Here is a 22,599-nt window from a genome sequence, read left to right as displayed (position 1 = left end):
ACTTGATTTTATTACGAAATACTATCTATTTTATACTAAGGTATTGTTAAACTGGCATATTCATTATTTCTTTATATGCTTCAACAAACTTATTACGTACTTGTACGGTGGCATCAAAAGCAATACCAGCTTTAGCGGAAGCAACCATAGTATCAGCGAGCGTAACGCTTCGGTCGCCCATTTCAAAAGCTATTTTCTTTGCTCCAGACTCTTTTTGAATATCGTTAACATTATTCACCGCATCTTTAAGCATATCGCCAAAATTACTGGTCGACTTATTCAGCGCTGGAATAGCGCTGTCTCCCATGCCAAGGTTATTGCCCATTTTTTCAAATGAAGCCCCCTGCAACGAAGAGTTTCCAAGCGACATACTTTGCATTTGTGCGTATAAAGAATTGGTATCGATATTCATGAGCTACTCACTTGTGTCAATTTTTTGCTACTAAGCCTATAAATAACGGTTTAAGTAACGATATAACGATGATATTGCAAGCATGGTGCCAGTATGAGAATTAAAGAATTATCGAGGTTATGGAAGGTTTAATGAGTGAAAACTGTAGATAGCAGTAAAGCCAATATTTTAAATGAAAATATTGGCTTTATAGGAATATTACCCCTTTTAGCGATTGTTAGGCTGGTATTTGAATGCCCGAATCACGCATTCTTGCTATTTTATAGCGAAGCGTTCTTGGGCTAATGCCTAATCGTTCAGCAACATCTTTACGGCTACCTTGGCAAGCGGTGAGGGTATCAAGAATAATTTGATGCTCTTGTATTTTTAATTCATTACCAAGCATGTCTTCGCTATTATTTTCTAACGCCACGTCAGTAATAATTTCACTGTCGAAATTTTCAATTAACAAGTCACCGGCATTAATAATCTGGTCGCTATGCAAAATAATGGCTCGTTGAATAACATTATCTAATTCACGAACATTGCCTGGCCAATCGTAACTCGTCAGTTTATTTCTCGCCGAAGCTGTTAGTTCTGGAATAGCCATGTTATTCGCTAACGATGCTTGAGTAATTAAATGTTTGGCTAATGGCACAATATCATCTCTGCGTTTATTTAATGCTAACCAAGTTAATGGAAAGACATTTAAACGATAGTAGAGATCTTCACGGAAGATGCCATCTTTTACAGCCACTCTTAAATCACGATTGCTGGTTGCGATAACACGAACATCAAGCTTAATGGTTTTTCGACCTCCTAAGCGTTCAACTTCTCGCTCTTGTAAGACCCGTAAAATTTTTGCTTGTAAGCCAAGATCCATTTCAGTGATCTCGTCTAATAAAATAGTACCGCCCTGTGCTTGTTCAAATTTACCTGGGCACGCTTGAATGGCTCCGGTAAAGGCACCTTTTTCATAACCAAATAAAGTCGCTTCCAGCATATTCTCTGGAATTGCAGCACAGTTTATGGCAACAAAGGGCTTATCACTTCGGTTCGAATGATAATGAACGTATTGTGCTAATACTTCCTTACCAGAGCCACTGGGGCCGAGCACCATAACAGAAGCATCTGTGGTCGCGACTTTCTTTGCTAACGCTAATAGTTCAATACTTTGTGCGTCAGCAACCACAGGTTCATGCCGACTAGTCACATTCAATGGCACATATTGGTTAACCATATTAAGTAGCACTTCTGGCGCGAAAGGTTTTGCCATATAATTACAGGCGCCATCACGCATCGCTTGAACAGCATCATGAATCGTACCGTATGCCGTCATTATCAGCACAGGTAAATTTGGCCAATTTCTTTTAATACTATTGAGTAGTGTTAAGCCCGACATACCATCCATTTGCACGTCACTAACGACGAGATCAACACTTTGTTCTTTAAGCGTGAGTAAAGCATCTTCACCTGATTGAGCTTCAATACATTGATAACCTGATAACTTTAAAGTATCCATCAGGGCTTCACGTAATCCTGCATCATCTTCAACAACTAATATTTTACTTTGATTCATTAGTGTTCTCCCCGTTAACATTGTTTGTGTCTAAAATAGGTAAGTGAATACAAAAGTGCGCGCCCTCTCCTGGCTTACTCACTAAGCGAACATCGCCTTGATGAGCCTTAGCAACTGACTTTACCACCGCTAAACCTAAGCCGGTTCCCTGTGCCCTTGATGTATAAAAAGGTTCAAAAATTTTATTGGCAAGCTCTTCACTAATACCTTGACCATTATCTTGTACACTAATGTAAGCGTATTCATTTTGGCAGTAGGTGGTAATGGATATCTCCGCACCCTGCTTAATAACTTGTAAACTGTTGTGAATTAAGTTTTCAATAGCACCGCTTAACGCACGTTTATTACCTAAGATTTGGCAATCATCATCACAAAGCTTAATGTTTACTTTCGCTTTGGCCTGAACAATTAATGCTTCTACGGCGTTAACTGAATGGGTAATCAATTTATTAATTGAAAGTGGTTCAACAACTTTTTGCTTGCCACTTTTTGAAAACAACAACATATCGTTTACTTGCTGTTCTAAGTCGTGCAAGCGCGCCATTAATTTGTCTTGAAAGCTACTTCGATCGTCTGAAGAAAGCTTTTTATTTTTTAAATTTGCGCCATATAACATAGCGGCAGAAAGTGGTGTGCGAATTTGATGAGCAAGCTTTGAAACCAAATGACCTAATGACGATAAACGCTGCATATGGCTAAGCTTATCTTGTAATAAACGCGTTTCGGTCAAATCAGTGATCATAATTAACTGGCCAGGTTGATCACCTAAAGCAGTAATTTCTAATTTAACCCGGCGGCCGTCTTTCAATGACACTTCATGCCAATCGTCGGCACGAGGTTTAAACGAGCGTTTAATAACATCAAACCAAGCTTGACCAAGAATCGGTTCATCGAGTAACAAACTAGCAATTTTATTGGTTTTAATAACAATACCGTTACCATCAAGCATTATCATCCCGGTCGGCATAACATCAATAATTTGCTCAAGTTGATTAGACTTTTGACGAAGTAACGATAGCTCGCCACGGTATGCTTCACTTTCTAACGTATCGCTATGGGCAAATGACTGCGGAGTAAAAGCAAATTTAGCTTTATGAAACAGATTATCTTCCACACAATGAATGGGTGTAGACAATTTAGAAGATGCTGATGAATGTGAAACTGCAACGGCCATATACTTTACTCAATTTAAAAATACCAACTGAATAAAGCATTAATTATGCCAAAGAGGTTTTATATTAATTTACATGATGTTAGAAGCGATTTTTAGAGCAATTCTTGCCGTCAAATATTTGGCTTTACTGTCCAAGAATATTCAGTTCAACCAAAGATAAAGACGCTAACCCTCGCGATACTTTCCAGTACAACGGCTGGTGTAATAACGGATATAACAATCAATACATTTGGTTAACGTAGGATATTAGTTAGTGTTTTTTTGTAAGTTATACTTACGCATTTTTTCAACTAATGTGGTTCGACGCATCCCTAATAATTCTGCCGAGCGTGCAACAACCCAGTCATTTTTCTCAAGTGCTTGGTTTATCATCGACACTTCAAGGTCCGCTAAGTATTCTTTTAAATTCAAGCCATCGTTTGGCAAAACATCAACCACAGATGCTTCTTCTGGTTGGTCAGCAAAACTACTGGTATCTTCTTCGTCATCATAATCAAAGCCAGAAAATAGCTCATTTATCGCATCACGTTCTTGCAACTCATCAGGGTATTCAGGTTGATACTCTTCAACATCAATATGACGATACTTTGCTGGTAATTCACTGACATTAACCACTTGCTCAGCAAACATAATGATCATACGTTCAATTAAGTTAGATAATTCTCGAACATTACCTGCCCAAGCATGTAATTTTAAAGATTCAATCGCTTGCTCAGTAAAGCGAACACTTTGTCCTTGCTCTGCTTCAAAACGAGAAATAAGTTCTTTAATCAGTAATGGAATATCTTCTTTTCTATCACGTAATGCCGGTGTTTCAATAGGAAAAACATTAAGACGATAGAATAAATCTTCGCGGAATGTGCCCGCGGTGATCATATCTTCTAAGTGCTGATGGGTTGCAGCAATAATACGCACATTGGTTTTAATACTCTTGGCGCCACCGACACGCTCAAAAGTACGTTCTTGCAGAACACGAAGTAGCTTCACTTGCATGGGTTGAGGCATATCACCTATTTCATCAAGAAATAACGTGCCACCCTCAGCCATTTCAAAACGCCCTTTACGGGTAGAAATAGCGCCCGTAAAGGCACCTTTTTCATGACCAAATAATTCACTTTCCAATAATTCACCGGGTATAGCGCCACAGTTAACCGGAACAAAAGGCCCCTTAGCGCGGTCAGATAAATTATGAATATTACGTGCCACAACTTCTTTACCCGTACCTGATTCACCTAAAACCAAGACACTCGCTTGCGTACAAGCAACTTGTTCAATTAAAAAGCGCACTTGTAACATAGGTTCACTGGCGCCCACCAAAGAGCGGAATAACAAATTAGGACCGTTGTGATTTCGCTTTGAGGGTAATTGGTTATGGTATTGATGACAGTGGTGTACTTGCTCGGTAAGCTGAGCATAATTTAAAGGCACAGCTAAACTGCCTAAAACATTAACAGCACCACTTAATAAAGTCGCGTCGAGTACATCATGGAGGATAAAAGGTGTTTCAGGGTGTTTTTTAACAAAATCGACCAGTAAATCACTGACCTTGCCACACAAAACCACCGTAAGAATATTATCAGTTTCTTTAAAATACTGCTCAATATCATCTTCAGGACACACATAAAAATGTTCACCGACAAATGATAATACGGTCGCTATTTGATCGCGTCTGGCAATGTCGTTATCAACGACAAGTACATGTTTTTGACCCTGCATATATCTAAAAAAACCATATTTTTGTTATCTATAATTTTATTCTAGCGAGATATAGTAAATAAGCAACAATAAATTGACACTGTAACGTCATAAAATTGACTTAAATAGTATAGGAATTTTTTACTCGATAAATCAAGTCAGGTACCGAGTCTCTATCTCAATGATAAATATCGCTATCTTCATATAAATATAAAATGTCTAAAGATAAGTAAAAATTTGCCGATAAATATTTCATGATAATTTGTTTATAGCAGAGATCTATGGTTCGTATAAATACAAATATGGCAAGATTATTGTGTAAGAACAATTACAGATAAAAAATAAATATTACAACAGAATCAATATTTAAAATTGTTAAGCTAATACTAGTGTCAAAAAGTTGTAATTAATATAAATCACCATTTTTCAATTTTAATGTGGAAAGAAGCGTGAAAAATATTTTTTATTTTTACATTAACTTCAATAACTTAAACTTAAAACCAGTAACAAACCAATGAATTAACAAGTTTGGCATAATAAAAGCATAGTTATATTTATCAATAACCATATCTTAAAAATAGGAAATCAGATGTTGATCATAAATGGCACTGCTGAATTAATGCATGATAATAAAGAGTTTACTAAAGGAACCCGTCACGAGTTTAATATGTTTTCAAAAGAAATGCCTTTTGAACAACAAATCACTCAAATAGAAGAGTATTTAGTCACTCGCGGTTGGGATAATATTGAAGTAATAAGCAACGGTGTTTTAAATAACAAAGAAGATATAACTCATGATGTGTTATTAAAGGCTTATCAAAAAGCACAAAATGAAGGCTTTGCGGTCACCGTAAATAACCAGCCATTAGTTTAAATTAGCGAATTTTTAACGTTCTCAACTACAGCTATTGTTTCAATTCTACAAGTTTTCTATACTGAAGGTATAGCTAACGAGGAGGTGTCTATGACACACGCATCACTTAAAAAGTATCAACAAACCAATAAAAGTACTGCTCAGCAGGCATCACCTTATCAATTAGTTGCTATGCTATTTCAAAAATTATTAGGTAATATCGCTACCGCTAAAGGTGCAATTTCACAAAAAAACTTTGAAAAAAAAGGCACTGAACTATCAAACGCTATCGCTATTATTGGTGTTCTAGAGGGCTCTCTTGATTTTAAACAAGGTGGTGAAGTTTCAGAAAACTTAGCTGCTCTTTATAGGTTTTGTTCCGAGCAGCTATTAGTTGCTAGTACTAACAATGATCCTGACAAGCTAGAAGAAATCATTCAAATTTTATTACCAATAAAAGCGGGTTGGGACTCTATCCCTCAAGAAAACCAAGCACAGGTTAGTTTTTAGTGGGTAACAACACAAAAAAATCTATCGAGAGAATAAATGATGTGTCGCGACAAATGTTGTCGCGCATACTCGTTATGCAAACCGACTCCCAAGTGTTTTCTCAAGAGCAGGGTTTAAAAAACACCAAAACTCAATCTCTTGATGACGAGAATAAAGAGTTAACTGGGTTAACTCAGTTAACAGAAAAGCGACAAATATTGATAACTAAGTTATTTGAACAGAATACAGCGGAAAACATGAGCGCTGAATCAGAGCTTTTCCAGGAGATGATTACTCTTGATTCCGACTTAACCGCTAACGCTAAGTTATCTAAACAAACAATAACAAAACAAATGATTAAAATAAAAAAAAGTAAAAAAATCACTAAATCCTATCAAAAGTATTAACTCCATACTCTCCCACTTTTCTCAACTTATGACTTATTAAGGGCTGTTCAAGTCCTTATTATTAATTAGTAAGGCAATCAATTAGTTTGTTTTTTGTACAAAGCTATGTTTTACCAGCTATACTGAGAATATTGGTAAGTTAATTAGAACGATGTTGGGGTGCTGTTATGTCTGTTGCAAATCAATTGACCGCAAGTAGTGATATAGCCCGTAGCCTCTTTTTTAACAAAGCCTCTATAACGAAAGACAAACCACTAAAACCTGATTTAGGAGTATTTTCTACTGATGTTGTTGAAATTTCAAAGTTGGGTATTGAGAAACAGCAAAAAGAGATACAAATTGAAGCATCAAGAGAGATTGAAGGCATCGCCAGTGAAGTCATAAGGATCAGCTCAACCATAGGTAGAGCGCTTTCTGTTGGTAATTTAACAAATAGTCAAGCAACTAACCTTTATAATAAAATAGCCACTTTACTATAAGCGAGTCTATCAATAGTTTTAAAAACTGTTTTTTATTTCAAAAGCATTTACTATTTACTCTTTCTTACCACACCTGGCATGTTGTCCAACTGTGCCATTATGTAGCTACTGGTAGAGTTTAACTGAGAAACGAGCAAATCCATGGCATTGTACTGCGAATACAACCGTGCTTCTAGTGAATCCATTCTACGAGCAAAAGCTATATTGTCATCTTCTAATCTATCTAATTGACTCGTACCACTGTCAATACGGCTTTGAATAACACCATCTGAATCAGTATAGAAACTAGTCAGCTTTTCAAAAGAAGCAGCAAAGCCATCTACTGAACTTGTGCCCACAAAGAACTGTTCTACACCATTAACATCATCGCTAATAAACTCATTAAGCATTTCAGTATCTAAGCTTAAAACACCATACTGGTCACTAGTAACACCTAGTTGAGATAAAGATAAAGTATTACCATTACCAATATCAAAATTTTCTGTGAATTCTTGACGAATTTTAGACATAACACCACGCAATAAAGAATCTCCAGCGAGAGCACCAGCACCATTTTCACTAGAAGCTCCTAACTGCTTACTTAATTCCTGTAATTGATTGTAACTTTCTACAAACCCCACTAAACCGGACTGAATATTTGTATTATTTTCACTAAAACTAACTTTGCTAATATCATCATCAACTTCATGAAGTTTTTTTGCCGTTATATCAACTCCGTCAATAACCTCCTTAAACACATTAGTACTATTTGTTACCGTAAGCGTACCGTCGATGGTAATTTGTGCATCAAGCGCAGCAGAAACTTGTGATAAATTTTTAATGTGATTGGCCGCCAGTGGGTCTGAAACATCATAAGCAAGGCGTGATAAGCCTAGATTGTCAATATTATTACCATCACTCACATCTGTGACCGTTGTTGTTATAGCGTTATCTTTTCCTGTTTCCTTGCTGGTCATAATAAGATGCTGACCTGCATCATCCGTCACTATAGTGGCAATCACTGAGTCATTATCAACACTGTCATTAATTGCATCACGAATATCACTTAAGGTATCTGTAGCTGAGACATTAATATCAAAATCACTGTCAGCGACGGCAATATTTAACGTACCCTCACCGATAGCCTCTTCACCATCAATACCTGCAGACATTACTTTATGAGATTGCGCTAAGGCATCTACTTTTACTGAATAGTTACCCACTTGTGCATCTTTACTGGCACTTAAACCAACAAAATCATCTGCGCCACTGGCTCTTCGTTGTTGGTAATTATCAGAATCGGCTAAGCTATCTATAGAATTCGCAACACTTTCAAGTGCTGACTTCAATGAACCAATGGCTGAGATGTCAGTAGTGATTTTTGCTTGTTGTTTGTTATAACGAGAGACATATGGAGCCGTTTCAGCACCGACAATAGCTTCAACTATTTCGCTAATCTTTAAACCTGATCCAATCCCAGTAAACGTTAAGTCAGGCATAAGTCCCCCTTTTATTTATTAAAACAACAATTATTCTATATTTATCGATTAAAGCGCTAATTACACTTTAGCGTCAACAAAACCACCAACCATGTCAGACAACTTAGCCACTAAGGTAAGTACTTCTTCTGATGGATATTGCTTAACCAAATCGCCACTTGCTTTATCAACAACCTTAATCACATCACGACCTGAATCTTTATCAACAGAAAACTCTAAACCTCTGTTCATCTCGCCAACAAAAACCTGCAATTGTTGCGCCACCTTCTCAAGTTGCTCTGGCGTTAAAGCTTGTTTTTCATCTGTTTTATTTGCATTCTTATCAACTTCCTCATGCTGAATAACATTGTTAGCTTGCTTTATATTGTTATCATTACCTTTTTCTAATGAAACTTTACTTTCTGAGTTACCTGTATTTTGTGACTTTGCATATTCAGAAGTTAAGTTACTAGAATTTAGGTCAAGACCAACTTGTATTACACTCATTATAGACTCCTTATTTTATAACAACATTGGTTTCAGTGTAGCCTTAGAACTTGAGCTTAACGAAAACACAAAAAGGAAGAGGTATTATGGCCCCTTCCTTTCTAACATTTTAGGCCAAACTTAGCCATTATAAGCTAAGTTTAATATACTATTAACCAATTAAGCTAAGTGCAGCTTGTGGCAATTGGTTAGCCTGGGCTAAGATTGACGTGCCTGCTTGTTGTAATATTTGGTTTTTAGTCATTTGTGCTGTCTCTAGTGCAAAGTCAGTATCTTGAATACGGCTTCGAGACGCTGATACATTTTCAGAGATATTCGCGAGATTACTAATGGTATGACCAAAGCGGTTTTGAAGCGCACCTAAGTCAGCTCTTTGGCCATCAATTGACTCTAATGCAGCATCAATAACAGCAAGTGCACTTTGCGAACCTGATTCAGTGCTAATATCAACAGAGTCCATTGAAAAAAGCGTACTAGCACCAATACCTATTGTGCCCTCAGTACCCGTAATATTCAAATTACCGGTACTCTGACCTATAGTCAAGCTAGTATGTTTTTCGTCAAGAACCGCTTTAGTGTAATCGAGATTTCCGGTAACGTATGTATTAAGAGAATTCGAATCTCCAGCTACCCCTGTATGCGTTATTGTACCGCCAACCGCTGTAGCGCCATCACTCTCTAACCCTTCGATAGTTAAGGTTGCGGCAGATCCTGCATCCGATGTTAAACCAGTACCAATAGCTAAATCTTCACCATCAGCTCGTGTAATAATTAATGAGCCTGTTTCATCTGTTGCCGTAATACCCAGTGCCTGCAACTCAGTATTAGCATTTATAGCGGTAACCATTGCAGTTGTTGTACCAGTAATATCTGTAGCCAATCCTTGGGCAGATAATTGAACGCCACCAAGCGTTAATTGCACGGTATCAGTTGTGTCGAAAGCGGTAAGTGTTACTTCAGCTTGTGAGTTAGCACCAACACCTTGAATACCATCAACCTTATTGATTTCATTTGCCACATCTTTCGCAGACATATTGTCAGAGAGGCGAACAGTACTAACACCGCCATCAATAGTCACATCTAGAGTATCAGAGCCATATGTTTTAGCTTCTAATCCCCTTGCCCCAGCTAAACCAACTAATTCAGCAGCTGCATCGCCTGATAATTGTTTACCCAGCAAACCAATATCTCGGCTAGCAATAGATGATAATGACATACCAATGGTCTCATTAGCCTCAGAGCCGACTTGAAAAGATTTACTTCCAAAAGTCCCATCAAGCAGTTTCTGACCACCAAATGACGTAGTTTCGGAAATTCTTGTTAATTCGCTTTGCAGTGCTGACACTTCTTTTTGTAGTGCCGCGCGGTCATCACCAGAGTTTGAACCGTTAGCTGATTGTAACGCTAATTCACGCATACGTTGCAAGATATCGGTAGAGGCTGACATAGCACCTTCTGCTGTTTGCGCCATTGAAATACCATCGTTAGCATTACGTTGCGCTACTCCTAAACCATTAACTTGTGATGTTAAGCGATTAGAAATTTGCATACCCGCAGCATCGTCTTTCGCACTGTTAATACGCATACCTGATGACAAACGTTGCATTGATGTTGCCAAGTCTCCACCTGATTTTGACAAGTTACGTTGTGCATTTAATGATGAAGTGTTAGTGATTACTGAAATAGCCATTTTTAAAGCTCCTGATTACAATATGTAATACGTTAGTTAAACAATTTAATAAGTCAGGAACTTAACATGATGCTTTTCGTAAAAAGAAAATGCCATTAAGTACCCGTTCTACTAACAGTAACGGCAGCCGTTAAAATTACTTTAATGTTTTTATTAAAAAAAGGTAAATGATTAAAACAAGGGGAGGAGGAGAAAGTAATTATACATAGTTGATAGCGTGAATGAACAATGTACGGTAAGTGAAGCTAAGTGATTGAATTATGAATAGCAGCCCTTTTCATCGTTCATCCTCGAAGTATTTTATATGGGGTGTAATCCATGAGTCACTGGATTCCGACTTAAGTGACAACCGAAATGACGACTGGAGTATATATAATGATAAACTGGGATGTATAACTAAGGTGTCAAAGCTATGACGATTTAGTTATACAAAAAAACCATCACTTAAAAGTGATGGTTTAAATTTTACTATGGCTGTCTGGCTAAAATGTATTAACCACCGATTAAGCTAATCGCTGCCTGTGGTATCTGGTTGGCTTGCGCTAAAATTGACGTACCTGCTTGTTGTAATATTTGGTTCTTCGTCATTACCGCTGTTTCTACCGCAAAGTCTGTATCTTGAATACGGCTACGCGAGGCTGAAACGTTCTCTTGAATATTCGCAAGATTACTAATAGTGTGACTAAAGCGATTTTGAATTGCACCTAAATCAGCTCGACTTTCATCTATAGTTCCTAATGCAGCATCAATAACAGCAAGTGCACTTTGCGAACCTGATTCAGTGCTAATATCAACAGAGTCCATTGAAAAAAGCGTACTAGCACCAATACCTATTGTGCCCTCAGTACCAGTAATATTCAAATTACCGGTACTCTGACCTATAGTCAAGCTAGTATGTTTTTCGTCAAGAACCGCTTTAGTGTAATCGAGATTTCCGGTAACGTATGTATTAAGAGAATTCGAATCTCCAGCTACCCCTGTATGCGTTATTGTACCGCCAACCGCTGTAGCGCCATCACTCTCTAACCCTTCGATAGTTAAGGTTGCGGCAGATCCTGCATCCGATGTTAAACCAGTACCAATAGCTAAATCTTCACCATCAGCTCGTGTAATAATTAATGAGCCTGTTTCATCTGTTGCCGTAATACCCAGTGCCTGCAACTCAGTATTAGCATTTATAGCGGTAACCATTGCAGTTGTTGTACCAGTAATATCTGTAGCCAATCCTTGGGCAGATAATTGAACGCCACCAAGCGTTAATTGCACGGTATCAGTTGTGTCGAAAGCGGTAAGTGTTACTTCAGCTTGTGAGTTAGCACCAACACCTTGAATACCATCAACCTTATTGATTTCATTTGCCACATCTTTCGCAGACATATTGTCAGAGAGGCGAACAGTACTAACACCGCCATCAATAGTCACATCTAGAGTATCAGAGCCATATGTTTTAGCTTCTAATCCCCTTGCCCCAGCTAAACCAACTAATTCAGCAGCTGCATCGCCTGATAATTGTTTACCCAGCAAACCAATATCTCGGCTACCAATAGATGATAATGACATACCAATGGTCTCATTAGCCTCAGAGCCAACTTGAAAAGATTTACTTCCAAAAGTCCCATCAAGCAATTTTTGACCACCAAATGACGTAGTTTCGGAAATTCTTGTTAATTCGCTTTGCAGTGCTGACACTTCTTTTTGTAGTGCCGCGCGGTCATCGTCAGAGTTTGATCCGTTAGCTGATTGCAAGGCTAATTCACGCATACGTTGTAAAATATCGGTAGAGGCTTGCATTGCACCCTCTGCTGTTTGCGCCATTGAAATACCATCGTTAGCATTTCGTTGTGCTACCGCTAAACCATTTATTTGCGAAGTCATGCGATTAGCTATTTGTAAACCGGCAGCATCATCTTTTGCGCTGTTAATACGCATACCTGATGACAAACGTTGCATTGAGGTAGCAAGGCTTTCACCTGATTTGGTTAAATTACGTTGTGCATTTAATGATGAAACGTTAGTCATTACTGATAAAGCCATGATAAAACTCCTAATGTATTAATGTTATTTATTAGAAGCTTTTTTAAAAAGCCTCTTTACTCTTATTGAAAAACAACTGCGTTATTTAATATCGACTTTTGTTGTTTATTTGTCTTTTATTCGTACTAATAATAAAGCATGAACTGTGCCACTTAATAAATGACAGTATTTAATATTTAGATATAATTAAACAGGCTTAACCCTTGTACCTTGCTAAACGCTTGCTGTGATGCTTGTAAGGCTAACTTTGATTGTTCAAACTCAGAAATAGCTTTGGCAAAATCTAAATCTTCGATATTAGATTTTCCTTTAGCTAGGTTTAGGGCTGAATCAAGATGACGGCTCTCTTGGCTTTCAAGTGTTTGTAAGCGAATACCTGAGTCAACACGCCTTGACGTCATATGGTTCATCGCTGAATTGAGTTGGTTAAGTAAGGTGTTGTAATCTACTTGATGCTGTTCTTGATCAATCGTAGAACTTCCTCGTTCCATCCAAGATATTGTCTCATTAATGGTGTCAAAAACACTCACTTCATCTTGTTCACTGATGGTAAAGCTATCACCCGGCAAAGGATTGCCGTTTAGGGTAACGTCAATGCCGTCAAAGGAAATGGTTTGACCTGCGGTATAGGGCGCAGCAGGAAAAACTATGCCGGCACTGCCTGTTACGGTTAAATCATTCGTGACCGCGTCAAAAGTAAAGGTGTAGTCGTGTGGCAGCGCACTAGAGTTGTAGCTATCACGGTTAGCTATTTTGGCACTTTCAACTGCAACACCTGAGGTGTTAGCGGTGTAATTAGCAGTAAAATCACCGATGGCGTTTTCAACCTTTAAAAAAGCTGCGTCGCCCGCTTGATTAGTGGCTATATTAATATTCTTAGCGACTTGCAACTCTCGAACACCCGAGTCGCCATTGTAAGTAACGCTACCGTCAACATTTTGGCTGAAGGGTTTTTGTTCGGTTTGATAGCCAGAAAAAATATAGTCACCATTTTCATTTTGACTATTAGCAAGATCAAGTAACTGACTGAAGTTACTTTTTACTTGTTCAGCGAGCGATTGTAGGTCTTCACTTGACATGCGACCATTATTGGCAAGCAACATATCAGACTTTATTTTATCTAGAATAAGATCTGCATCAGCAAAAACAATTTCTTGCATATTATTATGACTTTCAGCCATAGTAATATTGCGTTTATATTTTTCTATGTTGGCTAAGTCATTGTTATAGCCAGCTAAGGTACTATAAGAAATAGCATCGTCTTTTGCGGTTAATACTCGTTTACCACTTGATAAGTAAGCCATTTGATCATTAACATCAGAGCTTTTTTGGCTCATTTGCTGTGAACTTTGTAAGTAAAACTGAGCTGTAGAAACGCGCATAAAAATTCCTTACCTGACTGCCGATAAAATGGTGTCAAAAATAGTATTTGCTGTAGAGATTATTTGTGATGCCGCTTGATAAGCTTGTTGATATCTCAAAAGGTTGGCAGCTTCTTCATCAAGATTTACACCTGATGTCGCTTGATTGCGGTTATAAGCTTGAGTAAATAAGGCCTGTGCGGTATCTGCTGATAAATCAGCATTACTCGCTTTTGAACCTACTATTGAGGTTGAAACGGCTAAGCTTTCGCTAAAGGTTTGTTTTCCCGCATTGACCACACCTATTTCTTGGGTCTTTGCCATAGCAACTGCATGGTTACCATTACCAACGCCAAAAGCATTGCCTAAGGTAAACGTTTCACGCGCATTAGCGCCTGAACCAGCAAGATCACCTTTAATTTCAATTTGAAAATCAGGTGAGCCAGCAGGAATATCAATAATAGCACTCGCCCCTGTTGCATAACTGCCTGATGCTATGGCCGGCGTTCCAGGTGGTGGCGTTGATGTGTTATAGACTCGATACTCAAATATTCCGGTAGGTATTTGGGGTGCTGGCAGTGGTGGTGGTGGTGTTTCATATACATCAACAGTAATATCATATGCACTCGCCGCAACAGGGTTAGTCACATTAGTAATTTCTATTTTACCATTGCTAATATTGTTACTCGACGGTGTCACCGCAATCGCTGTACTTGCTGCGATGGCATTAGCGTCAGTTAATGTTGCTTGCATTAATGCTGCACTATTTTTAGTCGGTACAATAGTAAACTTGTCACCTGCCTGAAGCGTGCCACCCGCTGTTTCAATAAATGAGAAACCGTAATCGGGTGTAGTGGCAGTATGCGTTCCTGCAGGAGTACCTGTACCAGGCATCCCTAGGTTTTCGCTTCCACCGGTAGTCAAATTATATAACGTAAAATCAGTACCATCGAAACGCACTTCAAAGTCATCAGTAGATAATAAAGAAACGTCGTTGATAACCACTTGAGGTTGTGTGGTTCCGGTGTTTGATGAAGGAGCTAGCACACGACCTTGTTGTAATTGTGTCGCATTAATATCGGTGAAAAAATTTGCCCCTTGAACACCATTTAGATCTAAACCACTGGCTTGACTGTCGTTTAATATTGACGATATAGACATAGCTAAGCGATCAATTTCTTTACGCGTTTGATTTAAATGCTGGTCTCTAAATTCAAAATTTGCCGCTAAAGAGCCACCTAACGTAGAGCCATTTAATGCCACACGACTATTGCCACTGACTAAACTTAGCTGGGTTTTATTTGGATCGGGATCGCCAGCCTTAACTTGTACTGTCATTGGCGTAATACCGGCAACCAATGTCGTACCTTGTCCTATCATTACAGTGAGTACACCGTTAGCATCTTCTACGGTAGTCACTTTGGTAAACTTACTTAGCTCACCAATTAGTTGATCTCGTTTATCAAGTAAATCATTAGGTTGCCCTGTTTGATTTAATCCTTGAGTTTGCATAATGGTTTCATTAATTTTTGCTAATTCATTGGATATTTCAGAAATCTTAGTAGCAATTTGTTCAATTTCACCGTTAACCGCTTTGGTCATATTGTCAAAATTATTAGTCAGCTCATTAAAGTCTTTGCTTAAAATATTCGCTTGATTAAGCACAATACTGCGTAAACCTAAATCATTAGGATTGTCAGCAACGCCATTGAGTGATTGGTAAAAACTGTCAAGTGAACCTACTACGGCGTTACCTGAGGTACTCATTACTTGGTCTAGTTGTGTTAAACGCCCTTGTAATAAGTCAGCATTACCGAGTTTACTTTGATTGAGTAATTGTTCTTTATGGGAGAATTGTTCGTATAGGCGAGTGATATCGTTAACATAGGTACCAGAGCCAACATAGTTGCCACCACTGAATAAACCCACCGATGAATTTTGTTCTGCGCGTTGTCGGCTATAACCTTCTGTATTAACATTGGCAATATTATGACCCGTTGTCGCCAGCTGCTGCTGTGCGGCAAGTAAACCACTAACACCTGTGTTATATAAGTTAACCGACATGACTTCACTCCTAACCTAACCAAAACTCAATGCATTTATATGCTGAGCGCTTATTTACTTATTTAGTAAACTGGTTACGGTTCGTAGTGTTCCCTTAATTTTTTCTGCGTATTTGGGATCCGTCGCATAACCAGCACTCTGTAGATTATGCAGGAAGTGTTCCACATCGCCAGCTTTGTCTAATGCATTTTTATAGCGTTCGCTGTTTGAGAGAAACTGCATGTAATCATTAACGCTGTCACTAATGGTTTCATAAACGCGAAAGGGTTCACGTTTTTTAACCATAGCACCTTGCTCAAATTCAAGGGTTTCCTTATTAATTTTCTCGCCATCCCAGCGTTTATCGGCTTTAATGTTAAACAAGTTATTAGAGCTTTGACCACTTTCTGTTTTGATGATTTTTTGTCCCCAGCCAGTTTCTAATGCGGCTTGAGCTATAACAACTTCAAAGGGAATATTTAACTTTTCTTCAACACGTTTAGCATCTTCGGTTAATGCCATAACAAAGTCTTTTGGTTGCTGATACTGAGGCTCTTGCATGGCAAGCATTTCATAAACAGACGGTTTGTTATCTAACGAATTTACCGTGTTAGTCGAAGAAGGCGCTCGTTGTGGCATATCAAATAATGCTTGTCGATTATTAGTTGAACGATCACCCGAGTCATTAGTTTGACGATCATCGGCCGAAATAAGGATCCCTGTGTCGACAATTGACTTGCCTTTATTATTATCTTCACTGAGTAAGCCGTTACTTTTACTGAAGCGATTATCACTTTGTAAAAATGACTGTGGGGTAAAACTTTCAGTGTCACCACCTAGCTGGCGAACGATTAAGTCCGATAAACCTAAAGAGCCGTTATTTGATAATTCTAATGACATTTGTTGGTCATGCATATCACGATAAAATTTTGTACTTTCTGAATTAAAGGGACTATCTGACTCTAAAACGTCTTGTGCTTTACGCATACTTTTCATCAGCATTTGCATAAAAATCGCTTCAAACTGCTTGGCCGCTGTTTGTAAAGCCGCATCTTTTGAGCCTTTATCAGTTTCTTTAGACTGTTGGCGAATAGAATTCAAGCCATTGATGTCTAAAAAATTCTGAGAATTAGCGGTCACAGATGCCTGCGGTGCCAATGAAGTTAGTGATGATTGATTCGGTGTAATCATAAGCTTTATTGATCATTAAATAATGATCAATTCTCCTCGTAATGCACCCGCTTGTGATAGTGCTTCAAGAATTGCCATAACATCACCAGGGCCCGCACCAATTTCATTAATCGCTCGAACGAGTGTGTCTAAGCTTACCCCCGGATCAAAAACAAACATCCGGTTATCATCTTTATTAACGTTAACAATAGATTGATTCGTCACCGCCGTATTACCATCAGCAAAAGCATTAGGCTGAGAGACATCTCGTGTTTCATTAATCGTTACCGTAATACCACCATGAGTAATAGCGGCAGGCAATAAGCGCACATCAGAGCCGATCACGATGGTACCAGTACGGGAGTTAACAATAACTTTCGCCGCCGGACGTGAAGGTTCGAATTCTAAATTTTCTAAGGCAGCCAAAAAACTGACTCGTTGGCTCGCATCTCTTGGTGCATTGACTTGAATAGAGGTTGCATCAATAGCGCGAGCAATAAAAGTGGCGGGGTCGTTAATGTTAGCAAACTCGCTATTAATGACTCGCTCTAGACTTCTCGCACTACTGAAATCAGAATCTCTAAGATTAAAGGTAATATAATCGCCAGAAGTAAATGGTGAAATAACTTCACGTTCAACCATAGCACCATTAGCAATACGGCCTACGGTTGGTGTATTAACAATAACTTTTGAGCCATCTAAACCTTCAGCACCTAAACCGCTAACGACTAAACTGCCTTGAGCAACGGCATAAGCATTACCATCAATACCCATGAGAATAGTTTGTATTAATGTTCCACCACGTAAGCTTTGCGCACTGCCCATTGAAGAAACTGTAATATCAATTCTTTGTCCGGGTTTAGTAAATGCGGGTAACTCAGCATGAACAGCAACCGCAGCAACATTTTTAATTTTTGGTTTTAAATTAGCCGGCATAGTAATACCAAAATTACTTAGCATGGTTTTGAAACTTTGTTCGGTAAATGGACTTTGTTCGCCTGTGCCAGGTAAACCCACCACTAAACCATAACCTATCAATTGATTACTTCGGACACCAGCAACATCGGCTAAATCTTTAATTCGCTGTGCAGAGCTCATCGAACTAAACAAAAATGTTAGCACCAAGACAGTAACTTTCATACTTGTGAAAAAAGTGTTCATAATAATACCTATTGAAAGTTTATGTTCAATTAACCCTACAGGGGCCACCAAGAGCTAGTAAAGAAACTCGATAACCAACCTTGTTCTTGTACGTCAGCAAAAGTCCCAGTACCTGCATATTCAATGCGCGCATTAGCGATTTTTCCAGAAACAATGGTATTACTAGAGCTAATATCTTGTGCGCGAATAACACCGGTTAAGCGAATAAATTCGTCACCATTATTTAAAGTCATCCATTTTTCACCACGGATCATCAAATTGCCATTGGGCAAAACACGCAAAACATGTACAGAAATATGACCGTTTAAGCTATTACCTTGGTTAGACTTTGAATCACCACTAAAGTCAGAGCCTTGGTTATAGCCAAATTGAATGGCATTATTTTTAAAGTTTACTGCAGCGCCGCCTAAACCAATAATAGGATCTAAACTGGCACTATTTTCTTTACTCAACTCTGTTTTAGCATTTTTCTGTGCTTGTGTACTTTCACTTAACGTCACTGAAATAATGTCACCAACACGATGAGCTTTTGAGTCAGAATAAATATTATTAACGTAGTTAGCTCTAAACAGTGAACCCGTCGGGATAATAGAGGCTTCTTCCATTTCGGGTAAAATCGGCGCAAAGTCAGGATCGTCAGGTAACGTTTTTGCCTGTTCAACACTGGCACAACCCGTTATTGATAAAAAAAAGATAACTAAGACTAAGTGAATTTTCATAAGAGATTCCTTAACGCTATAACTGCTGATTAATATAACTAAGCATTTCATCAACTGCTGAAATTACTTTTGAGTTCATTTCATATACCCGTTGACTTTCAATCAAGTTAACAAGTTCTTCGGTGGTATTTACATTCGAGGTTTCTAGCGCGCCTTGCACTATCATGCCAAAACCTTCTAAACCTGGAACCCCTTCTTGTGGAGCACCACTAACCGCTGTTTGAATGTATAAATTTTGTCCTATTGGCTGCAAACCAGTCGGGTTAACAAAGTTAACTGTATTAATTTGACCGATAACAGCAGGATCAGGTTGCCCCTGAAGAGTTACAGAGACTTCACCATCTTGAGAAACAATAATACTTAACGCATCAGGCGGAATAGTTATTTGTGGTTGAATTAAATAACCCGCGCCCGGTGTAACCATATTGCCCTCTTCATCCATGGTAAATTGACCATTTCTTGAATATGACGATGTACCGTCAGGGAGTTGCACTTCAAAAAAACCTTCACCTTGGATCATTAGATCTAAAGCGTTATCGGTAGTTTGCATATCACCTTGGGTATGAATTTTTTGCGTAGCCACCACTTTTGTACCCGCGCCAAGCATTAAGCCTGAAGGCATCTCTGTATCTTGTGCAGAGCGACCACCTGGCTGATTAATCGTTTGATAGAGTAAATCTTCAAATACGGCACGACTTTTCTTAAAACCTATGGTACTGGCGTTAGCTAAATTATTAGAAATTACCGCAATATCTTTTGTTTGCGCATCTAACCCTGTTTTACTTATCCATAATGCTGGGTTCATAAATCACCTCAAAAATTATTTATTTAAATTAGAAAGCACGTAATAAAGATGCTGAACTTGCATCAACTTCTTCCGCTGTTTTCATGAGTTTTAATTGCATTTCAAACTGACGTTGCAAAGAAATCATCGCGGTCATCTCCCCAATAGGGTTTACGTTACTTGCTTCAAGCATGCCATTTTCGACTTTGACATTGACGTCAGCATTCTCATTTAGTCCATCTTTTCGACGAAACAAGCCATCAGCACCTTTTGCTAACTCTTGCACCCTCGGGTTAACCATTTTTAGACGACCCACTTCTTCTTGAAGAGAACTCGGTGCTCCTTCAGGCTGAACCATGATGGTGCCATCTTTACTGATATGAATATTATTGACTGGTAGAGGTATAAATATCGGGCCAGTATCTCCTAAGACAAGCTCACCTTTAGAGGTTTCTAAAGCACCTTCTTCGTTGAGTCTAAATTGGCCATCACGTGTATAACCTTCAGTACCATTTTCAGCTTGAACAGCAAACCAACCCGGCCCTTGAATGGCAAGATCTAAATCTCTAGAAGTTTGCATCAAAGAACCACTGTCAAAGTTTTGGCTGGCATTTTCTGTCATGGCAAACACACGAGAAGGCAAGCCTTCGCCAAAAGCTTGCATTGAACGCGCCTGTGCTAAATCGGCTTTAAAACCCGTAGTCTTAGCGTTAGCAAGGTTGTTAGCATTAACGGCAAGCGAATGCATATTTTGTTTCGCACCGCTCATTGCGATATAAAGCATTTTGTCCATAACAGATCTCTAAAATTGTATCTTACAATGAGAAATGCAATAACAGTGCCAGAAGAAATAGAACAGGAAAAGGAAGATGGAAAAATAATCGTTTTATCGTCAACGAAAAGGAACCGACTGAGGTTTTGAAAGAAAGGTGGTTTGATAAAGACCATCCGCTGCTCGGGCATTGACACATAAAGAAGTATTAATGCGATGAAGACATGGATGCCTAAGAATAGCTATGTTTCGCTCTACATCTATACCGTTCATCCTGAACATAAAAAGAGATAAAACATTTTACGTTTTATCTCTTTTATTTATCATAGACTAGATTATTTTAAAGATTTATTTATCGAATCTGTAGAATAGTTTGGTTTAGCTGGTTATCAACTTCTAGTGCACGAGAGTTAGCCTGAAAATTTCGTTGTGCTGAAATTAAGTCGATTAATTCTGTGGTTAAGTTAACGTTTGATTGCTCTAATGCCGATGAATTAATAGTACCAAAAGTACCTGAACCCGCCTCACCAGCCAATGCTTCACCGGAACTAATACTTTCTTTCCATGAAGTATTACCAATTTGCGTTAAGCCCTGTTCATTGGCAAAGTTTACTAAAGCAATGCGTGATAATGGTTCTGAGGTACCATTACTGTAAGTCGCTCGAATTAAACCATCACTACCAATATCTATACCGGTTAATCGACCAACCGCTAAGCCATCTTGCTCAAGCGAAGTCACTTCAAAGTTTGAAGCAAACTGCGTAGGTTCATTTGGATTAGGGCCAAGAGGGTCTAGATTAAAATTAATTTTCACGGTTTGAGTTGGATCAGCACCATTGGCTAATATTGTCGCTCCAAGTGCCACGGTAATAGCACCACCGTCACCTGGCATAGGTAATTGTGCAACAAAATCACCTGAAGAATCAAAGTACATACGCATGCCAGTAACACCGCCACTTGCTGATAACGGACCTGAACTACCGCCACCTTGTGGATTTGTTATTGGCGTTCCTGGAGCTGCCGTTGGATCTGGATCTGTCTGTCCACCTGGATCAGCTAAATCTACCGGTATGCCATCAACGCCAGCAAACATCATCCACTCGTTAGCATCAGACGAAGGATTATCTTTAATAAAGTAATAAGTCATTATATGACTATCACCTAATGAATCAAAAATAGTCACTGAAGTTGAATGGTTAAAAGTCAAAGGATCATCGGGATCAAAGTTACCTGGCGCACTACTAATGAAAGAATCACCCGCAGGTAAGTTCATTCGTACATCTACTTCACTGGTTTTTTGAGGAGCACCAGAGGCCGTAGGAATACGAATAGGCTCTGCCGTACTTAAACTTACCGACGCAGAGGTGCCGTCAGGGTTAACGGGGAAACCTAATAAATGCTCACCCGCAGAGTTAACAACAAAGTTACTATCGTTTAATTTAAACTGACCTGCTCGGGTATATGACGTTTCTAAGGAGTCAAGTTCAGGTACTGTTGCATAAAAACCATTACCCGTAACGGCTAAATCTAACGCGTTATTAGTAAACTGAATACTACCTTGCTGAAACTGCTGAGCGACATCTGCCGTCAAAACACCGTCACCCACTTTTGTTTTACCAGAAGCAAGTAATGATGCTGCATACACATCAACAAATTCCGCACGCGACTCTTTAAAGCCGGTGGTATTAACGTTAGCGATGTTATTTGATGTAACATCCAAATCTTTTTGAGCAGCGTTTAATCCGCTCAACGCTATATTAAATGACATAATTGCACCTCATATAAAAAACTGTTTATCTTAATTATTTCTAATTTTCGAGTATTCACTCTTCAT

20 protein-coding genes are annotated in these 22,599 nt (G+C 38.7%); 4 read left to right on the top strand and 16 right to left on the bottom strand.

Annotated elements, in window-relative coordinates:
- Positions 1–46 precede the first annotated feature (46 nt).
- The 4 genes from fliE to H4J56_RS03010 all read right to left on the bottom strand — a co-directional run bounded on the left by fliE (position 47) and on the right by H4J56_RS03010 (position 4,860).
- Positions 47–412 (bottom strand): flagellar hook-basal body complex protein FliE, encoded by a 366-nt coding sequence (fliE, locus tag H4J56_RS03025; protein WP_070374634.1) that lies wholly within the window; start codon positions 410–412, stop codon positions 47–49.
- Between the two features lie 217 nt (positions 413–629).
- A complete protein-coding gene (locus H4J56_RS03020) occupies positions 630–1,970 on the bottom strand; it encodes a sigma-54 dependent transcriptional regulator (RefSeq protein ID WP_182221069.1) in 1,341 nt (446 codons plus the stop codon).
- A complete protein-coding gene (locus H4J56_RS03015) occupies positions 1,957–3,144 on the bottom strand; it encodes a PAS domain-containing sensor histidine kinase (RefSeq protein WP_182221070.1) in 1,188 nt (395 codons plus the stop codon). Before H4J56_RS03015 ends, H4J56_RS03020 begins: the two co-directional genes overlap by 14 nt.
- 246 nt (positions 3,145–3,390) lie before the next feature.
- The gene (locus H4J56_RS03010) at positions 3,391–4,860 is read right to left on the bottom strand and encodes a sigma-54 dependent transcriptional regulator (protein ID WP_182258832.1); all 1,470 of its coding nucleotides are present in this window, start codon (positions 4,858–4,860) and stop codon (positions 3,391–3,393) included.
- 568 nt (positions 4,861–5,428) lie between these two features.
- Between H4J56_RS03010 and H4J56_RS03005 the strand changes: the two genes are divergently transcribed.
- The 4 genes from H4J56_RS03005 (at position 5,429) to H4J56_RS02990 (ending at position 7,067) form a co-directional block, all read left to right on the top strand.
- Positions 5,429–5,713, top strand: coding sequence for a hypothetical protein (locus tag H4J56_RS03005; protein WP_182221071.1), 285 nt, complete (start codon positions 5,429–5,431; stop codon positions 5,711–5,713).
- A gap of 90 nt (positions 5,714–5,803) precedes the next feature.
- Positions 5,804–6,202, top strand: coding sequence for a flagellar export chaperone FliS (gene fliS, locus H4J56_RS03000; protein ID WP_182258831.1), 399 nt, complete (start codon positions 5,804–5,806; stop codon positions 6,200–6,202).
- 41 nt (positions 6,203–6,243) lie between these two features.
- Entirely contained in the window at positions 6,244–6,588 is a 345-nt protein-coding gene (locus tag H4J56_RS02995; RefSeq protein WP_182258830.1) for a hypothetical protein, read from the top strand.
- A 167-nt stretch (positions 6,589–6,755) separates the two neighbouring features.
- Positions 6,756–7,067: a hypothetical protein gene (locus tag H4J56_RS02990; RefSeq protein WP_182258829.1), complete on the top strand. Its 312-nt coding sequence runs from the start codon at positions 6,756–6,758 to the stop codon at positions 7,065–7,067.
- Between the two features lie 50 nt (positions 7,068–7,117).
- Here H4J56_RS02990 and fliD read toward each other — a convergent pair whose 3' ends face one another.
- The 12 genes from fliD to flgE all read right to left on the bottom strand — a co-directional run bounded on the left by fliD (position 7,118) and on the right by flgE (position 22,533).
- Positions 7,118–8,545, bottom strand: coding sequence for a flagellar filament capping protein FliD (fliD, locus tag H4J56_RS02985; RefSeq protein WP_182258828.1), 1,428 nt, complete (start codon positions 8,543–8,545; stop codon positions 7,118–7,120).
- A 60-nt stretch (positions 8,546–8,605) separates the two neighbouring features.
- Positions 8,606–9,031 carry a flagellar protein FlaG gene (locus H4J56_RS02980; RefSeq protein WP_182258827.1) on the bottom strand — a complete coding sequence of 142 codons (426 nt, stop codon included), beginning with the start codon at positions 9,029–9,031 and terminating at the stop codon, positions 8,606–8,608.
- A gap of 151 nt (positions 9,032–9,182) precedes the next feature.
- Positions 9,183–10,721, bottom strand: coding sequence for a flagellin (locus tag H4J56_RS02975; protein WP_182258826.1), 1,539 nt, complete (start codon positions 10,719–10,721; stop codon positions 9,183–9,185).
- A 492-nt stretch (positions 10,722–11,213) separates the two neighbouring features.
- Positions 11,214–12,755: a flagellin gene (locus tag H4J56_RS02970; protein ID WP_182258825.1), complete on the bottom strand. Its 1,542-nt coding sequence runs from the start codon at positions 12,753–12,755 to the stop codon at positions 11,214–11,216.
- 176 nt (positions 12,756–12,931) lie between these two features.
- Positions 12,932–14,137: a flagellar hook-associated protein FlgL gene (gene flgL, locus H4J56_RS02965; protein WP_182258824.1), complete on the bottom strand. Its 1,206-nt coding sequence runs from the start codon at positions 14,135–14,137 to the stop codon at positions 12,932–12,934.
- Positions 14,138–14,146: 9 nt separating this feature from the next.
- Positions 14,147–16,180, bottom strand: coding sequence for a flagellar hook-associated protein FlgK (flgK, locus tag H4J56_RS02960; RefSeq protein WP_182258823.1), 2,034 nt, complete (start codon positions 16,178–16,180; stop codon positions 14,147–14,149).
- A gap of 54 nt (positions 16,181–16,234) precedes the next feature.
- Positions 16,235–17,350, bottom strand: coding sequence for a flagellar assembly peptidoglycan hydrolase FlgJ (flgJ, locus tag H4J56_RS02955; protein WP_182258822.1), 1,116 nt, complete (start codon positions 17,348–17,350; stop codon positions 16,235–16,237).
- 15 nt (positions 17,351–17,365) lie between these two features.
- Positions 17,366–18,490, bottom strand: coding sequence for a flagellar basal body P-ring protein FlgI (locus H4J56_RS02950; RefSeq protein WP_404842388.1), 1,125 nt, complete (start codon positions 18,488–18,490; stop codon positions 17,366–17,368).
- 35 nt (positions 18,491–18,525) lie between these two features.
- Positions 18,526–19,209, bottom strand: coding sequence for a flagellar basal body L-ring protein FlgH (gene flgH, locus H4J56_RS02945; RefSeq protein WP_070374648.1), 684 nt, complete (start codon positions 19,207–19,209; stop codon positions 18,526–18,528).
- A 16-nt stretch (positions 19,210–19,225) separates the two neighbouring features.
- Positions 19,226–20,014, bottom strand: a complete 789-nt coding sequence (gene flgG / locus H4J56_RS02940; RefSeq protein WP_070374649.1) for a flagellar basal-body rod protein FlgG — start codon at positions 20,012–20,014, stop codon at positions 19,226–19,228.
- A gap of 28 nt (positions 20,015–20,042) precedes the next feature.
- Positions 20,043–20,786, bottom strand: coding sequence for a flagellar basal-body rod protein FlgF (flgF, locus tag H4J56_RS02935; RefSeq protein ID WP_146799142.1), 744 nt, complete (start codon positions 20,784–20,786; stop codon positions 20,043–20,045).
- Between the two features lie 331 nt (positions 20,787–21,117).
- Positions 21,118–22,533: a flagellar hook protein FlgE gene (flgE, locus tag H4J56_RS02930; protein WP_182221081.1), complete on the bottom strand. Its 1,416-nt coding sequence runs from the start codon at positions 22,531–22,533 to the stop codon at positions 21,118–21,120.
- Between the last annotated feature and the right edge of the window lie 66 nt (positions 22,534–22,599).

Source organism: Colwellia sp. BRX8-4 (assembly GCF_014077345.1).
GTDB lineage: Bacteria > Pseudomonadota > Gammaproteobacteria > Enterobacterales > Alteromonadaceae > Colwellia_A.
This window is presented reverse-complemented; position numbering and strand designations above follow the sequence as displayed.

Coding starts and splice junctions, on each gene's coding strand:
- H4J56_RS02950 (WP_404842388.1), bottom strand. CDS start 18,490: ATGAACACTTTTTTCACAAGTATGAAAGTTACTGTCTTGGTGCTAACA.
- H4J56_RS02990 (WP_182258829.1), top strand. CDS start 6,756: ATGTCTGTTGCAAATCAATTGACCGCAAGTAGTGATATAGCCCGTAGC.
- flgE (WP_182221081.1), bottom strand. CDS start 22,533: ATGTCATTTAATATAGCGTTGAGCGGATTAAACGCTGCTCAAAAAGAT.
- fliD (WP_182258828.1), bottom strand. CDS start 8,545: ATGCCTGACTTAACGTTTACTGGGATTGGATCAGGTTTAAAGATTAGC.
- H4J56_RS03010 (WP_182258832.1), bottom strand. CDS start 4,860: ATGCAGGGTCAAAAACATGTACTTGTCGTTGATAACGACATTGCCAGA.
- H4J56_RS02975 (WP_182258826.1), bottom strand. CDS start 10,721: ATGGCTATTTCAGTAATCACTAACACTTCATCATTAAATGCACAACGT.
- H4J56_RS03005 (WP_182221071.1), top strand. CDS start 5,429: ATGTTGATCATAAATGGCACTGCTGAATTAATGCATGATAATAAAGAG.
- fliS (WP_182258831.1), top strand. CDS start 5,804: ATGACACACGCATCACTTAAAAAGTATCAACAAACCAATAAAAGTACT.
- flgK (WP_182258823.1), bottom strand. CDS start 16,180: ATGTCGGTTAACTTATATAACACAGGTGTTAGTGGTTTACTTGCCGCA.
- flgH (WP_070374648.1), bottom strand. CDS start 19,209: ATGAAAATTCACTTAGTCTTAGTTATCTTTTTTTTATCAATAACGGGT.
- H4J56_RS02970 (WP_182258825.1), bottom strand. CDS start 12,755: ATGGCTTTATCAGTAATGACTAACGTTTCATCATTAAATGCACAACGT.
- flgG (WP_070374649.1), bottom strand. CDS start 20,014: ATGAACCCAGCATTATGGATAAGTAAAACAGGGTTAGATGCGCAAACA.
- H4J56_RS02980 (WP_182258827.1), bottom strand. CDS start 9,031: ATGAGTGTAATACAAGTTGGTCTTGACCTAAATTCTAGTAACTTAACT.
- flgJ (WP_182258822.1), bottom strand. CDS start 17,350: ATGATTACACCGAATCAATCATCACTAACTTCATTGGCACCGCAGGCA.
- H4J56_RS03020 (WP_182221069.1), bottom strand. CDS start 1,970: ATGAATCAAAGTAAAATATTAGTTGTTGAAGATGATGCAGGATTACGT.
- H4J56_RS03015 (WP_182221070.1), bottom strand. CDS start 3,144: ATGGCCGTTGCAGTTTCACATTCATCAGCATCTTCTAAATTGTCTACA.
- flgF (WP_146799142.1), bottom strand. CDS start 20,786: ATGGACAAAATGCTTTATATCGCAATGAGCGGTGCGAAACAAAATATG.
- fliE (WP_070374634.1), bottom strand. CDS start 412: ATGAATATCGATACCAATTCTTTATACGCACAAATGCAAAGTATGTCG.
- flgL (WP_182258824.1), bottom strand. CDS start 14,137: ATGCGCGTTTCTACAGCTCAGTTTTACTTACAAAGTTCACAGCAAATG.